At 43.5% G+C, this 13,526-nt stretch carries 17 protein-coding genes and 1 riboswitch; of the genes, 11 read left to right on the top strand and 6 right to left on the bottom strand.

Features of this window, described 5'->3' with window-relative positions:
* Positions 1 to 27 precede the first annotated feature (27 nt).
* Together AC0C66_RS07990 and AC0C66_RS07985 are read left to right on the top strand one after the other, a co-directional pair.
* A complete protein-coding gene (locus AC0C66_RS07990) occupies positions 28 to 276 on the top strand; it encodes a type B 50S ribosomal protein L31 (protein ID WP_003219346.1) in 249 nt (82 codons plus the stop codon).
* Between the two features lie 117 nt (positions 277 to 393).
* Complete coding sequence (locus AC0C66_RS07985) at positions 394 to 957, top strand: beta-class carbonic anhydrase (RefSeq protein WP_061187207.1); 564 nt, start codon at positions 394 to 396, stop codon at positions 955 to 957.
* On the opposite strand, the gene yidD is transcribed toward AC0C66_RS07985, so the two are convergent.
* Positions 954 to 1,181: a membrane protein insertion efficiency factor YidD gene (yidD, locus tag AC0C66_RS07980; protein ID WP_014114883.1), complete on the bottom strand. Its 228-nt coding sequence runs from the start codon at positions 1,179 to 1,181 to the stop codon at positions 954 to 956. The two genes, AC0C66_RS07985 and yidD, sit on opposite strands and share 4 nt — an antisense overlap.
* 127 nt (positions 1,182 to 1,308) lie before the next feature.
* Here yidD and AC0C66_RS07975 point away from each other — a divergent pair, with 127 nt between their 5' ends.
* Together AC0C66_RS07975 and AC0C66_RS07970 are read left to right on the top strand one after the other, a co-directional pair.
* Positions 1,309 to 1,782: an S-ribosylhomocysteine lyase gene (locus AC0C66_RS07975; protein WP_014114882.1), complete on the top strand. Its 474-nt coding sequence runs from the start codon at positions 1,309 to 1,311 to the stop codon at positions 1,780 to 1,782.
* Between the two features lie 119 nt (positions 1,783 to 1,901).
* Complete coding sequence (locus AC0C66_RS07970; protein ID WP_327816325.1) at positions 1,902 to 2,342, top strand: FixH family protein; 441 nt, start codon at positions 1,902 to 1,904, stop codon at positions 2,340 to 2,342.
* Here the strand turns inward: AC0C66_RS07970 and ytzI are convergent.
* Positions 2,336 to 2,476, bottom strand: a complete 141-nt coding sequence (gene ytzI / locus AC0C66_RS07965; RefSeq protein WP_003219363.1) for a YtzI protein — start codon at positions 2,474 to 2,476, stop codon at positions 2,336 to 2,338. The genes AC0C66_RS07970 and ytzI overlap by 7 nt on opposite strands.
* Positions 2,477 to 2,606: 130 nt before the next feature.
* On the opposite strand from ytzI, the gene AC0C66_RS07960 reads away from it, so the two are divergent.
* The 3 genes from AC0C66_RS07960 (at position 2,607) to ytkD (ending at position 4,305) form a co-directional block, all read left to right on the top strand.
* Positions 2,607 to 3,044 carry a Dps family protein gene (locus AC0C66_RS07960; RefSeq protein WP_003219364.1) on the top strand — a complete coding sequence of 146 codons (438 nt, stop codon included), beginning with the start codon at positions 2,607 to 2,609 and terminating at the stop codon, positions 3,042 to 3,044.
* Positions 3,045 to 3,212: 168 nt separating this feature from the next.
* Positions 3,213 to 3,617 carry a phage holin family protein gene (locus tag AC0C66_RS07955; protein WP_090558270.1) on the top strand — a complete coding sequence of 135 codons (405 nt, stop codon included), beginning with the start codon at positions 3,213 to 3,215 and terminating at the stop codon, positions 3,615 to 3,617.
* A 211-nt stretch (positions 3,618 to 3,828) separates the two neighbouring features.
* On the top strand, positions 3,829 to 4,305 hold the full coding sequence (ytkD, locus tag AC0C66_RS07950) for an RNA deprotection pyrophosphohydrolase (RefSeq protein WP_014114878.1): 477 nt from the start codon (positions 3,829 to 3,831) through the stop codon (positions 4,303 to 4,305).
* Positions 4,306 to 4,330: 25 nt separating this feature from the next.
* On the opposite strand, the gene AC0C66_RS07945 is transcribed toward ytkD, so the two are convergent.
* Genes AC0C66_RS07945 through AC0C66_RS07935 form a run of 3 tightly spaced genes read right to left on the bottom strand, consistent with a single transcriptional unit; the run spans position 4,331 to position 6,917 of the window.
* Complete coding sequence (locus AC0C66_RS07945; protein WP_079288141.1) at positions 4,331 to 5,143, bottom strand: ABC transporter permease; 813 nt, start codon at positions 5,141 to 5,143, stop codon at positions 4,331 to 4,333.
* On the bottom strand, positions 5,118 to 5,900 hold the full coding sequence (locus AC0C66_RS07940; RefSeq protein WP_327816326.1) for an ABC transporter ATP-binding protein: 783 nt from the start codon (positions 5,898 to 5,900) through the stop codon (positions 5,118 to 5,120). The genes AC0C66_RS07945 and AC0C66_RS07940 overlap by 26 nt, the downstream gene beginning before the upstream one ends.
* Before the next feature lie 12 nt (positions 5,901 to 5,912).
* Complete coding sequence (locus AC0C66_RS07935) at positions 5,913 to 6,917, bottom strand: ABC transporter substrate-binding protein (protein ID WP_014114875.1); 1,005 nt, start codon at positions 6,915 to 6,917, stop codon at positions 5,913 to 5,915.
* Between the two features lie 149 nt (positions 6,918 to 7,066).
* Between AC0C66_RS07935 and AC0C66_RS07930 the strand changes: the two genes are divergently transcribed.
* On the top strand, positions 7,067 to 7,840 hold the full coding sequence (locus tag AC0C66_RS07930; protein WP_072181972.1) for an alpha/beta hydrolase family protein: 774 nt from the start codon (positions 7,067 to 7,069) through the stop codon (positions 7,838 to 7,840).
* A gap of 51 nt (positions 7,841 to 7,891) precedes the next feature.
* Positions 7,892 to 8,134: a DUF2584 domain-containing protein gene (locus AC0C66_RS07925; RefSeq protein WP_014114873.1), complete on the top strand. Its 243-nt coding sequence runs from the start codon at positions 7,892 to 7,894 to the stop codon at positions 8,132 to 8,134.
* 38 nt (positions 8,135 to 8,172) lie between these two features.
* On the opposite strand, the gene pckA is transcribed toward AC0C66_RS07925, so the two are convergent.
* On the bottom strand, positions 8,173 to 9,756 hold the full coding sequence (gene pckA / locus AC0C66_RS07920; protein ID WP_072181973.1) for a phosphoenolpyruvate carboxykinase (ATP): 1,584 nt from the start codon (positions 9,754 to 9,756) through the stop codon (positions 8,173 to 8,175).
* 197 nt (positions 9,757 to 9,953) lie between these two features.
* Positions 9,954 to 10,092, top strand: a riboswitch (SAM riboswitch).
* Positions 10,093 to 10,259: 167 nt separating this feature from the next.
* On the opposite strand from pckA, the gene metK reads away from it, so the two are divergent.
* Both metK and asnB read left to right on the top strand, forming a co-directional pair.
* On the top strand, positions 10,260 to 11,462 hold the full coding sequence (gene metK, locus AC0C66_RS07915; protein WP_003229102.1) for a methionine adenosyltransferase: 1,203 nt from the start codon (positions 10,260 to 10,262) through the stop codon (positions 11,460 to 11,462).
* A 148-nt stretch (positions 11,463 to 11,610) separates the two neighbouring features.
* A complete protein-coding gene (gene asnB, locus AC0C66_RS07910) occupies positions 11,611 to 13,509 on the top strand; it encodes an asparagine synthase (glutamine-hydrolyzing) (RefSeq protein WP_014114871.1) in 1,899 nt (632 codons plus the stop codon).
* Positions 13,510 to 13,526 lie beyond the last annotated feature (17 nt).

Below are 13,526 nucleotides of genomic sequence, written 5' to 3'. Positions count from 1 at the left end.
ATTACGATTTAAGGAAGGGAGATATACATGAAAGAAGGAATTCATCCAAAGAACCACAAAGTCATATTTCAGGATGTCAACAGCGGCTACCGTTTTCTCAGCACCTCTACTAAAACATCTAATGAAACAGCAGAGTGGGAAGACGGCAACACATATCCGGTCATTAAAGTAGAGGTCAGCTCTGACACGCATCCGTTTTATACAGGCCGCCAGAAATTCAATGAAAAAGGCGGAAGAGTGGAGCAGTTCAAAAAACGTTATAATATGGGGAAATGAGGCAGACCCTGAGGGTTTGTCTTTTTTTTGCCCAGTTTGATTTTTGATAAGATGACGAAAAGTCAAATGCTGTGATATATTGGAGAGTAAAAAGACCAAGAAAGGATACAGCTAGCTATGAGCCTATTAAATGATATTCTTGATTTTAACAAGACATTTACTGAACAAAGGGAGTACGAAAAGTATCAAACATCAAAATTCCCAGATAAAAAAATGGCGATTCTTTCTTGCATGGACACTCGTTTGGTTGAATTGCTGCCGCATGCAATGAATATGCGAAACGGTGACGTGAAAATCATTAAAAGTGCCGGTGCACTTGTGACACACCCATTCGGAAGCATCATGAGAAGTTTGCTCGTCGCAGTGTACGAGCTGAACGCAGATGAGGTATGTGTGATCGGGCATCACGATTGCGGCATGAGCAAAATCAGCAGCGAAAGCATGCTTGATAAAATGAAAGAAAGAGGAATTCCGGAAGAACGCATCGAAACATTAAAGTACTCCGGTGTAGACTTTGATCAATGGTTTAAAAGCTTTGATTCAGTTGAAGCAAGTGTAAAAGACAGCGTAGACGTTATTAAGCATCACCCGCTGTTCCCGGAAAATGTTCCTGTCCATGGTTTAGTCATTGATCCTAAAACCGGAAAACTGGATCTTGTCGTAAACGGGTATAACGATTAATGTTTTTGTTTCTTTTCAGGAACAGGGTCGACTCCACCCGGATGGAACGGATGGCATTTCAAAATCCGTATGATTGTCAGCCAGCCGCCTTTTAAAGCGCCATGCGTTTTAATCGCTTCGATTCCGTATTGTGAACAAGTTGGATAAAAGCGGCATGTTGGGGGCGTCAAGGGCGAGATGAATTTTTGATATCCTCTGATCAGAGCGATAAATAGGGTTTTCATATGTCTTCAGCAACCTTTCTGATGCAAGTATAAGAAAAAAAACACAAATTGAAAAGTTATTCGATAATTCTTATCGGAAAGGTGTGTTATAATGAATGTACATTTTTAAAAAAGGGAGAGTGCCATTATGCCTTCAGTAGAAAGTTTTGAGCTTGATCATAATGCGGTTGTTGCTCCATATGTAAGACATTGCGGCGTGCATAAAGTAGGAACAGACGGCGTTGTAAATAAATTTGATATTCGTTTTTGCCAGCCAAATAAACAGGCGATGAAGCCTGACACCATTCACACACTTGAGCATTTGCTCGCGTTTACGATTCGTTCTCACGCTGAGAAATACGATCATTTTGATATCATTGATATTTCTCCAATGGGCTGCCAAACAGGCTATTATCTTGTTGTGAGCGGAGAGCCGACACCAGCGGAAATCGTTGATCTGCTTGAAGACACAATGAAGGAAGCGGTTGAAATTACCGAAATTCCGGCTGCGAATGAAAAGCAGTGCGGCCAAGCGAAACTTCATGATCTGGAAGGCGCTAAACGTTTAATGCGTTTCTGGCTGTCACAGGATAAAGAAGAATTGCTAAAAGTATTTGGCTAAACAGGAAGGGACCTTTTTGCGCTTATGCAAAAAGGTCTTTTTTGTGACGTATCATTTTTTATGTACCATTTGCTGTAAGCGTTTGCTACTATTTAGGTAAACGATGAAAGGGTGATGGCATGAAAAAGATGTTAGCTGTTCTGCTGTTTTCTGCTTTTTTGCTTAATGGATGCGGATCTGGTGAAAACAAAGCAAATACTGCAGCTGAGACGCCTGAGGTATTGGATGTCAAGCTGACCGGCCCTGAAAAAGTAAATCCCGGAGAAAGCGCCGCATATGAAGCAGCGGTATCATATGGTGACGAAGCGGTGACGGATGCCGATGAAGTGGAGTTTGAAGTGTGGAAAGAAGGAGAAAAAGGCGCCAGCCAAATGTTTAAAGCGAAACAAGAAAAGGGCGTATACCGATTGGAAACAACGTTTAAGGAAGATGGTGTCTACACTGTCCAATCGCATGTCACAGCAAAAAAACAGCATAGCATGCCGACCTTAAAAGTCCAAGTCGGTGACGCCAATGCTGCCAGCAATCAGTCTGAAGACGAGCATTCACACAATCATTGATTTTTTGAATCAGAACGAGTTTCTTGCGGAGGATCAATGGTGTGCTTTACATTATAGGCTTTGACAGTCGTCCAAATGGTGACAAGCAAAACAGCCAACACAATCAAAATACTTATCGTAATGAGAAGCGTCATGACATTCCACCTCCCGTTTTTTAACAATTGTAGCATAGTAAAAGAAATCGTGACAGATAAGGGTAAAAAAGAGGTTTTAACGTACGATATAAAGGGTATACATAGTCATATAACAAGGAGGAAGATAATCATGTCAGAACAATTGATTCAAGCAGTGAACAAACAAGTAGCCAACTGGACAGTCATGTATGTGAAACTACATAATTATCACTGGTATGTGAAAGGGAAAGATTTCTTCACTCTTCATGAAAAGTTTGAGGAGCTGTATAACGAAACGGCAACTTATATTGATGACTTAGCAGAGCGCCTTTTGGCGCTGGACGGAAAACCGATTGCGACAATGAAGGAATCCTTGGAAACGGCTTCTGTAAAAGAAGCGGCAGGAAATGAAACGGCTGAACAAATGGTTCAAAGCGTATATGATGATTTCACAATCATTGCGGAAGAGCTGAAAAACGGCATGGATTTAGCTGATGAAGTCGGTGACGAAACAACAGGGGACATGCTTCTTGCGATCCATCAAAATATTGAAAAACACAACTGGATGCTGAAAGCTTACCTGGGTTAGATCCAAAAAAAAGAAAGGCCGGATGTCTTATAAAAGACGTCCGGCTTTTGATTTTACGCCCCAAAAAAATAGGCGACAACCAGTCCATTTTTCTGAAAAATCCAATCCGTTCGGCTTGTTTTCCATAGAATATCGTAAGGCCGTTTCTGTGAAAGGATGTTGGGATAAATGGATAGAGACTTTGGCATCTTTTCGTTTTTAGCAGTCAGCGTTTCAGCAGCGGGGTTTTTCTTCGGAGGTTTTCAGTATTCATTTCTGATTTTGCTCTCTCTTATGGCAATTGAATTTATCAGTACGACCTTGAAGGAAACGATTATTCACAAATTGGCGTTTAAAAAGGTATTTGCCCGGCTTGTCAAAAAATTAGTCACGCTGGCTCTGATCTCTGTATGCCACTTTTTTGATCAGCTGCTGAATACACAGGGGTCAATACGTGACTTGGCTATTATGTTTTATATTCTTTATGAATCTGTGCAAATTGTAGTGACAGCCAGCTCTCTCGGCATACCGGTTCCTCAGATGCTTGTCGATCTTTTAGAAATGTTAAAAAATAAATTCAAACGCAAACCGTAACTTTTACCTGTTCACGGGTCATAATAAAGCCCAGAGCGTCAGTCGCACATTCTGGCAAAAGGCACGGCAAAAAACTGTACGAGCTGGTCTGCATGCTTTAGCCCTTGATGGCGTGCTGGGTTTCCCTTATTTTTTGATTAAAGGCTTCCGAAGAAATATAACTGTGGTATGATGTATGGAAGATAGCTAGGAACGGATTTGAGGGATAAACATGTACGAGTTTAAAGATTATTATCAGAATACTGTTCAGCTTTCCTTTGACGATCAGCCTTTCTCGGATAGCCCGAAGCATGTCTGGGTGATTTGCCGTTTTGGCGGCAAATGGCTTTTAACAGAACATGAGGACAGAGGCTATGAGTTTCCGGGCGGGAAAGTAGAGCCGATGGAGTGCGCAGAAGAGGCGGCGCTCCGGGAAGTAAAGGAAGAGACGGGTGCGAGAGTGAAAAGCCTCAAGTACCTCGGACAGTATAAAGTTCTCGGTAAAGAAAAAGTGATTGTGAAGAATATATATTTTGCAGTTATAGAAAAGCTTGAAAAGCAAGCTGATTACTTTGAAACGAAAGGCCCGGTTTTGTTTCATGAGCTTCCGGAGAACCTTTCCCGCAATAAAAAATTCAGCTTTATTATGAAGGATTCCGTTCTTCCAATCAGTTTGAAAAAACTGAAAGAAGCTGGATGGATCGAATAAAAAAACCGGCATTTGCCGGTTTTTTTTATGTCCTGCCCTTCGTCCATTTCTTTTCCAGCAGCTCTACGCCCTGATACATCAAAGTGGCGAATATGGCGATGATCAGCAGGCTTAAGAAGACGAGTGTAAAATTGAAGACTTGGAAACCATAAATAATCATATATCCCAATCCGACCTTAGAAACAAGGAATTCTCCTACAATGACGCCAACCCATGATAAACCGACATTTACTTTTAGTGTTGAAATAATAGCGGGGGAGGATGCGGGCAGAATCACTTCTTTAAAAATGACCCATTTTTTTGCGCCGAATGTTTTCATGACTTTTATATAGTTTTCGTCAACCTCCTGGAAAGCGGTGTACACAACGATGGTTGTGATAATAACGCTGATGATGGCCCCCATCGCAATAATGCTGATCAAACTGGGACCGAGCGCGACAATCAGGATCGGGCCCAGAGCCACTTTCGGCATTGCATTCAAAATCACAAGATACGGATCTAAAATCCTGGCAAGCCGGTTGGACCACCATAACAAGGCAGCGAGGCACGTGCCCATAAACGTTCCAAGCAAAAAGCCAAGCACCGTTTCAAATAAAGTGACGCCGATGTGTGACAGTAAAGACCCGTCACCGATCTTCTCCAGCAATAAATGCCAAACAGCTGACGGAGAGCTGAAGATCAGCGGATCGATCCAGCCGAGCCTGCTGGAGATTTCCCAACCCGAGAAAAAGAGAATAAATATGGCAAGCTGAAAGGAATGGACATTCCATTTTTCTTTTTTCTGTTTGAATTGATATTGCTCGTGAAGCAGATCAATCGTTTCTTTGCTGTTTCTCAAGAGAATTCAGCTCCTTCCATATCGTTTGAAACAGCGTCTGGAAGGATGGCTCCTGGCGGGCGTCAAAAGGCATCATCGCGGCCAATTCCTTAGGAATGGTAAAAATCTGATGGATGGTGCCCGGCTGGTTTGAAAATAAAAAGATCGTATCGCTCATCGCTATCGCTTCCCCAATATCATGTGTGACAAGCACTGCAGTTTTTTGATACTCCTTTAATGTACGGAAAACCAGGTTTTCAAGTGACAGCTTTGTCTGAAAATCAAGCGCGGAAAATGGCTCATCCAGCAAAAGCAGACTTGGATTTGGCGCAAGAGTTCTTGCAAGCGCGGCCCGCTGGCGCATTCCGCCCGACAGCTCCTTCGGATATTTTTTCTCCACATCTATGAGGCCGAACTCCGGCAATAGACCGAGCGCAGCAGCCTTGCTTTCTTCCGTCAACGTGTCGGCGATTTTTAAACCGAGAAGCACATTTTCCTCGATAGATTTCCAGGGAAATAAGTAATCCTGCTGAAGCATGTAGCCAATGTTATGTTCTTTTTGATTCGGCTCACGGCCTTCAATCAGAACTCTGCCTTCCGAGGGCTCAATCAGGCCGGCAATAATGGAAAGCAGTGTTGTTTTTCCGCAGCCGCTTGGGCCGAGAAATGAGATGAAATCACCTTTTTCGGCATCGAAATGAATATCCTGTACGGCCGTCGTTTTTTCTTTAACAGAAAAATAAGTATGGGTTACATGGTCGACATGTAAGAAAGACATAGATGGCGCCTCCTATTTTTCCGAGGTGACTTTTTCGGCAATTTGTTTATTTACAAGCTGATTGTATGGAATATGCTTCGGCAGTTCTCCCGATTGATCCATAATGGTTTGGAGCAGCTCCCATTCTTTTTCGTTGAGAAGAGGGTCTGGCGAATACGAATGCTGCTTTTTATAGCGTTCAATGGATGTTTCGATGACTTCTGGATCGGTATCATCAAATTCATCTTTAATGGCGTCTGTGATTTCTTTCGCTGAGTGATTTTCCACCCACTGTTGCGCCTTATAAATAGCTCTTGTAAACTTGACGGCTGTGTCTTCATGTTTTTTCAGATAGCTTTGTTTTGCCATGAAAGTTGTGTAAGGAACCTGGCCTGATTCTTCTCCGAACGAAGCCACGATATGGCCGATGCCTTTTTTCTCAAAGAGAGAAGCTTGCGGTTCAAAGAGCTGCACATACTCGCCGGTTCCAGAAGCAAATGCATTGGCGATATTGGCAAAGTCTATGTTCTGGATGAGGTCAATATCCTTATGCGGGTCAATCTTATGGTTGTTCAGCACATACTCACCGACCATTTGCGGCATGCCGCCTTTTCTTTGGCCGAGAAACGTTTTTCCTTTCAGCTGATCCCAGTCGAACTGTTTAACATCTTCTCTCGCGACAAGAAACGTTCCGTCTGTCTGAGTCAGCTGGGCGAAATTAATGACAGGGTCTTTAGCTCCTTGCGCTTCGACATAAATAGATGTTTCTGACCCGACAAGTGCGATGTCTGAGCCGTTTGAAAGAAGCGATGTCATCGTTTTGTCGCCGCCCCAGGTCGTATTTACATCGACATCAAGCCCTTCTTCCTTGAAAAATCCTTTAGACTCAGCAACATATAAAGGCGCGTAAAAAATCGAATGGGTCACTTCAGCTACTTTGACTTTGGTGAGCGTTTCTTCCTGCTTGCAAGCCGCTAGGGCGATCATCAGAAATATACTGCCGACACAGGCGCAGCCCAGCCTTAACCATTTGTTCACATAGACAACCTCCTTATTTAGCATCAAGTTTATATCCTTTTTTGCTTTACATATCGTATGATGGGTATAAAAATGTGTGAATGCCTAGTCAGGTTCTCAGGATGTAATTTTGGAGTAAGGAAAGCATATAGAAAAAGGAGGCGGCTGCTTTGATTGTTGAGAAAAGAAGATTTCCGTCGCCAAGCCAGCATGTGCGTCTGTATACGATCTGCTATCTTTCAAATGGCTTACGGGTAAAGGGGCTTTTGGCTGAGCCGGCGGCACCGGGACAATATGACGGATTTTTATATTTGCGCGGCGGGATTAAAAGCGTGGGCATGGTTCGGCCTGGCCGGATTATCCAGTTTGCAACCCAAGGGTTTGTTGTGTTTGCTCCTTTTTACAGAGGAAATCAAGGAGGAGAAGGCAACGAGGATTTTGCCGGGGAAGACAGAGAGGATGCTTTTTCCGCTTTTCGCCTGCTTCAGCAGCATCCAAATGTTAAGAAGGACAGAATCCATATCTTCGGTTTTTCCCGCGGCGGAATTATGGGAATGCTCACTGCGATTGAAATGGGCCGGCATGCAGCTTCATTCGTTTCCTGGGGAGGCGTCAGTGATATGATCCTTACATATGAGGAGCGGCAGGATTTGCGGCGAATGATGAAAAGAGTCATCGGCGGAACACCGAAAAAGGTGCCTGAGGAATACAAATGGAGAACACCGTTTGACCAAGTAAACAAAATTCAGGCACCCGTGCTATTAATCCATGGAGAAAAAGACCAAAATGTTTCGATTCAGCATTCCTATTTATTTGAAGAGAAGCTAAAACAGCTGCATAAGCCGGTGGAGACATGGTATTACAGTACATTCACACATTATTTCCCGCCAAAAGAAAACCGGCGTATCGTGCGGCAGCTCACGCAATGGATGAAAAACCGCTGACGGTGAAATATGTTATGATAAAGAAAAAAGAGAACGAAAGGGGATTTCACTTTGGGAATGCCTGTTGAATTTAATACACTGATTGTGACAAAAGGACAAGAAGTTCGAATAGATGAAAATATATTTACGTTAGAGAAAGACGGATACCGTGTATATCCGATGGAGATTCCGATGGATGTGCGCAAAACAAAGTTCGGCGAAAAGTCAGGCACAGCTGAAGTGCAGAAACTTCAATGGGAAGACGGCCGGACCATCATTACGTACAAGCTGACTTCTTTGCATTCTGTCAATTAAAACAAGCCAAGAGCGTAATTGCTCTTGGCTTTTGCTTTTTAAACGAGAGGGCCGCCTGCCTGTGCAATGGCATCTGTATGTGCGAACTTTTTAAAATTCTCTTTGAATTCATTTGCGAGGTAGAAAGCTTTTTCTCTGTATTCTTCCTTGTTGCTCCACGTGTTTTCAGGCTGAAGGATATGATCAGGAACGCCAGGAACATGGACCGGTATATGCAGGCCAAAAATATCGTCAGTCATCATTTCTGCATCCTCTAATTTGCCTTCAATCGCTGCTTTGACCATCGCTCTCGTGTAAGAAAGCTTCATGCGCTCGCCTGTACCGTAGCCGCCGCCGGTCCAGCCGGTATTGACCAAGAAAACGTCTGCGCCGTGTTCATCGATCTTTTTGCCGAGCATTTCAGCATAGACGTGAGCAGGAAGCGGCAGGAACGGTGAGCCGAAGCATGTGGAAAACGTCGTCTCAGGAGATGTCACACCGCGTTCGGTTCCGGCAAGCTTGCTCGTATAACCGCTCAAGAAATGATACATCGCCTGCTCCTTCGTCAGTTTGCTGATCGGAGGCAGGACTCCGAATGCATCAGCCGTCAAAAATACAATTGCTGAAGGGTGGCCTGCCATGCTTGGTGTCACGATGTTGTCAATCATATGAATCGGGTAAGCCGCACGCGTGTTTTCGGTATAGAATGAATCATCATAATTGGCTTCACGTGTATCTTCATCCACAACAACATTTTCGAGAACAGACCCGAAGCGGATCGCGTTAAAGATCTGAGGCTCCTTTTCTTCGCTTAAATGAATACACTTGGCGTAGCATCCGCCTTCAATATTAAAGACGCCTGTGTCAGACCAGCCGTGTTCATCATCGCCGATCAGTTTGCGGTCAGCATCGGCTGAAAGGGTGGTCTTGCCTGTTCCAGACAGTCCGAAGAAAAGGGCAACATCGCCTTTTTCACCGACATTGGCAGAGCAATGCATGGATAAAATATCTCTTTCAGGGAGCAGGAAATTCATAATGGAGAAGATGGACTTCTTCATTTCTCCGGCATACTCTGTTCCGCCGATTAAGATCGTCCGCTTTTCGAAAGAGACAATAATAAAGGTTTCGGAATGTGTGCCGTCTGTTTTTGGATCCGCTTTGAAATGCGGAGCAGAAAGAATGGTAAACGGCTGTTCAACTGTTTTCTTATCATTGCCTTCCGGGCGGATAAACAGCTGTCTTGCGAATAAATTGTGCCATGCGAACTCATTTACGACGGTGATCGGCAGTCTGTATTTTTCATCTGCGCCGGCAAATCCTTCGAAAACAAACAGCTCATCTCGCTGTTTCAGATAGCTGACAACCTTCGTGTACAGCCGCTCAAACGCTTCTTCTGAAATCGGCTGATTCACCGTCCCCCAATCGATCTTATTTTTCGTGCTTTCTTCCTCCACGATAAATTTGTCTTTAGGTGAGCGTCCTGTATAAGCGCCTGTTGTCGCCCGAACAGCACCCGTGGAAGTTAAAATGCCTTCGTTCCGGGAGAGTACTTTTTCTGTAAGCTGTGCTGCTGATAAATTATGACGCACATTTGGGCTTGTTAATAAGGCTTGTAAATCAGCGGTTAAATCAACTGAGTTCATATGAAACCTTCCTTTATCGTTTTTTGTGTTTTGCTAATTGTGAATTAGTATAACATATATTTTCAAATAGTCTATACTATTTATTGTTTTTTGTGTGTGCGTTTTCCAATGTTTTCCCTCGATATAGGTGCCTATTTCTTCTGAATCATATTGACATTGCAAACCCTTTTACGATAAGATATTTCATTGAGCGGATACTCTTATCCCGAGCTGGCGGAGGGACAGGCCCTATGAAGCCCAGCAACCGGTTTCTCTGTTATTTATTATGTTCAACTGTGTGAGACAACCAAGGTGCTAACCTGTTGCAAGGTTGTATGATTCCTTGAGCGATAAGAGTGAAAGGCACAAAGACCAAACCCTTTCCTCGATGGAAAAGGTTTTTTTATTTCATAAATATGCCAATTAACATTCTCTAATATAACGTTACATTGTATAAGAGGGAGCGAGTTCCGTATCATATATACAAGGTCTTTCGGGAGGCCTTGTGCAGGAGGAAGCAAATCATGAGTAAAAATCGTCGTTTATTTACATCAGAATCTGTTACGGAGGGGCATCCGGATAAAATCTGTGACCAGATTTCTGACAGCATTTTAGATGAAATTTTAAAGAAAGACCCTAACGCGCGTGTTGCTTGTGAGACGTCTGTGACAACTGGTTTGGTGCTTGTCAGCGGAGAGATCACAACATCTACGTATGTTGACATTCCGAAAACGGTTCGCCAAACCATTAAAGAAATCGGATACACACGTGCGAAATACGGATTTGATGCGGAAACTTGTGCGGTTTTAACATCAATTGACGAGCAGTCTGCTGATATTGCAATGGGTGTAGACCAAGCGCTTGAAGCCCGTGAAGGCACAATGAGCGACGAAGAAATTGAAGCGATCGGTGCGGGTGACCAAGGTTTAATGTTCGGTTACGCGTGCAACGAAACGAAAGAGCTTATGCCTCTTCCAATTTCACTTGCTCATAAATTAGCCCGCCGCCTGAGTGAAGTCCGTAAAGAAGATATTCTTCCATACCTTCGCCCTGACGGCAAAACACAGGTAACGGTTGAGTACGATGAAAATAACAAACCTGTCCGCATTGACGCGATTGTTATTTCAACTCAGCACCACCCTGAAATTACGCTTGAGCAAATCCAGCGCAACATTAAAGAACATGTTATCAATCCGGTTGTTCCTGAAGAGCTGATTGATGAAGAAACAAAATATTTCATCAACCCTACAGGACGTTTCGTTATCGGAGGCCCTCAAGGGGATGCGGGACTTACAGGACGCAAAATCATCGTTGATACTTACGGCGGCTATGCGCGCCACGGCGGAGGAGCGTTCTCAGGTAAGGATGCAACGAAGGTAGACCGTTCTGCGGCTTATGCAGCAAGATACGTTGCGAAAAACATCGTTGCGGCTGAGCTTGCTGATTCTTGCGAAGTACAGCTTGCTTACGCGATTGGTGTTGCACAGCCTGTATCAATCTCAATCAACACATTCGGTTCCGGTAAAGCTTCTGAGGAAAAACTGATTGAAGTTGTTCGCAATAACTTTGATTTACGACCTGCCGGCATTATCAAAATGCTTGATTTACGCCGTCCGATCTACAAACAAACTGCTGCGTACGGCCACTTTGGACGCCACGATGTTGATCTTCCGTGGGAACGTACAGACAAAGCGGAGCAGCTGCGTAAAGAAGCGTTAGGAGAATAACTTTATAGCCGCTTACTCGTTAAGCGGCTTTCCCTTTTTCACGTTGTATTCATGTTTATTTTTTTACATAACCGTGAAACCAAATACTATTCACAGCGTCTATAAATAGGGGTTCAATGATGACAATTTTAATTATGGAGGCAATACTATGTGTGGATTTGTCGGGGTTTTTAACAAGCATCCGTTAGCTCAAACCGCTGATCAAGAAGAACTAATCAAACAAATGAACCAAATGATCGTTCACCGCGGTCCTGACAGTGATGGATATTTCCATGATGAGCACGTTGGATTCGGATTCAGACGGCTCAGCATTATTGATGTAGAAAATGGCGGACAGCCTTTATCATATGAAGATGAAACATATTGGATTATCTTTAACGGAGAAATCTATAACTATATTGAATTGAGAGAAGAACTTGAAGCAAAGGGGTATACATTCAACACGGATTCGGACACAGAGGTTCTTCTTGCGACTTACCGTCACTACAAAGAAGAAGCGGCGTCCAAACTCCGCGGTATGTTTGCCTTTCTGATTTGGAATAAAAACGATCATGTGCTTTATGGAGCAAGAGATCCATTCGGCATTAAACCGTTGTACTACACAACGATCAATGATCAGGTTTATTTTGCCTCAGAGAGAAAAAGTTTAATGGTTGCTCAGAATGATATTGAAATAGATAAAGAGGCATTGCAGCAGTACATGTCTTTCCAATTCGTTCCTGAACCAAACACGCTTGATGCCAATGTGAAAAAAGTAGAGCCGGGTTCACAGTTCACAATCCGCCCGGACGGCGATATCACATTCAAAACGTATTTCAAAGCGAACTTTAAGCCAGTTCAGACTGAAGAAGATAAGCTTGTGAAAGAAGTCAGAGACGCGATCTATGACTCTGTAAACGTTCATATGAGAAGTGACGTTCCTGTCGGTTCATTCCTGTCTGGCGGAATTGATTCTTCCTTTATTGTATCCGTTGCGAAGGAATTTCATCCAAGCTTAAAAACATTCTCTGTCGGATTTGAACAGCAGGGCTTTAGTGAAGTCGATGTAGCGAAAGAAACTGCAGCGGCACTTGGCATTGAAAATATCAGTAAAGTCATTTCGCCTGAGGAATACATGAACGAGCTTCCGAAGATCGTATGGCATTTTGATGATCCGCTTGCTGATCCTGCAGCGATTCCGTTGTACTTTGTTGCAAAAGAAGCGAAAAAACATGTAACGGTTGCTTTATCAGGTGAAGGTGCGGATGAGCTCTTCGGCGGATATAACATTTACCGTGAGCCGCTTTCGCTTAAACCGTTTGAACGCATTCCGTCAGGCCTAAAAAAGATGCTTCTGCACGTTGCGGCTGTTATGCCTGAAGGTATGAGAGGAAAGAGCCTGCTTGAGCGCGGTTGTACTCCGCTTCAGGATCGTTATATCGGTAACGCGAAAATTTTCGAGGAATCTGTTAAAAAACAGCTGCTGAAGCATTATAATCCGAATCTTTCATATCGTGATGTGACAAAAACTTACTTTACAGAAAGCAGCTCATACAGCGATATCAACAAAATGCAGTATGTCGATATCCATACTTGGATGCGCGGCGATATTTTGTTAAAAGCGGATAAAATGACGATGGCGAATTCTTTGGAACTGCGTGTGCCGTTCTTGGATAAAGTCGTATTTGACGTCGCTTCAAAAATTCCTGATGAGCTGAAAACGAAGAACGGCACGACGAAGTATCTTCTTCGCAAAGCCGCTGAAGGAATTGTGCCTGAGCACGTATTAAACCGCAAAAAGCTTGGTTTCCCTGTACCGATCCGTCATTGGCTGAAAAACGAAATGAACGAATGGGTGCGGAACATGATTCAGGAAAGCCAAACGGATGCTTATATCCACAAGGATTATGTTCTTCAGCTTCTTGAAGACCATTGTGCGGACAAGGCTGATAACAGCCGTAAAATATGGACTGTACTGATCTTTATGATCTGGCACAGCATCAATATCGAAAAACGGTATATGCCTGAAGAGCTGAGCCATCAGCCTAAAGAAGTCATCTTTGTGTAACAGACAACAAGGCTTTC

Source organism: Bacillus sp. VA13 (assembly GCF_055710085.1).
The sequence above is the reverse complement of the archived record's forward strand: the minus strand, read 5'-3'. Positions and strand labels throughout refer to the sequence as shown.

Bases quoted from the DNA above. Each gene is read 5' to 3' on its own strand.
- AC0C66_RS07990 (WP_003219346.1), top strand. From the start codon at position 28: ATGAAAGAAGGAATTCATCCAAAGAACCACAAAGTCATATTTCAGGAT.
- AC0C66_RS07985 (WP_061187207.1), top strand. From the start codon at position 394: ATGAGCCTATTAAATGATATTCTTGATTTTAACAAGACATTTACTGAA.
- yidD (WP_014114883.1), bottom strand. From the start codon at position 1,181: ATGAAAACCCTATTTATCGCTCTGATCAGAGGATATCAAAAATTCATC.
- AC0C66_RS07975 (WP_014114882.1), top strand. From the start codon at position 1,309: ATGCCTTCAGTAGAAAGTTTTGAGCTTGATCATAATGCGGTTGTTGCT.
- AC0C66_RS07970 (WP_327816325.1), top strand. From the start codon at position 1,902: ATGAAAAAGATGTTAGCTGTTCTGCTGTTTTCTGCTTTTTTGCTTAAT.
- ytzI (WP_003219363.1), bottom strand. From the start codon at position 2,476: ATGACGCTTCTCATTACGATAAGTATTTTGATTGTGTTGGCTGTTTTG.
- AC0C66_RS07960 (WP_003219364.1), top strand. From the start codon at position 2,607: ATGTCAGAACAATTGATTCAAGCAGTGAACAAACAAGTAGCCAACTGG.
- AC0C66_RS07955 (WP_090558270.1), top strand. From the start codon at position 3,213: ATGGATAGAGACTTTGGCATCTTTTCGTTTTTAGCAGTCAGCGTTTCA.
- ytkD (WP_014114878.1), top strand. From the start codon at position 3,829: ATGTACGAGTTTAAAGATTATTATCAGAATACTGTTCAGCTTTCCTTT.
- AC0C66_RS07940 (WP_327816326.1), bottom strand. From the start codon at position 5,900: ATGTCTTTCTTACATGTCGACCATGTAACCCATACTTATTTTTCTGTT.
- pckA (WP_072181973.1), bottom strand. From the start codon at position 9,756: ATGAACTCAGTTGATTTAACCGCTGATTTACAAGCCTTATTAACAAGC.
- metK (WP_003229102.1), top strand. From the start codon at position 10,260: ATGAGTAAAAATCGTCGTTTATTTACATCAGAATCTGTTACGGAGGGG.
- asnB (WP_014114871.1), top strand. From the start codon at position 11,611: ATGTGTGGATTTGTCGGGGTTTTTAACAAGCATCCGTTAGCTCAAACC.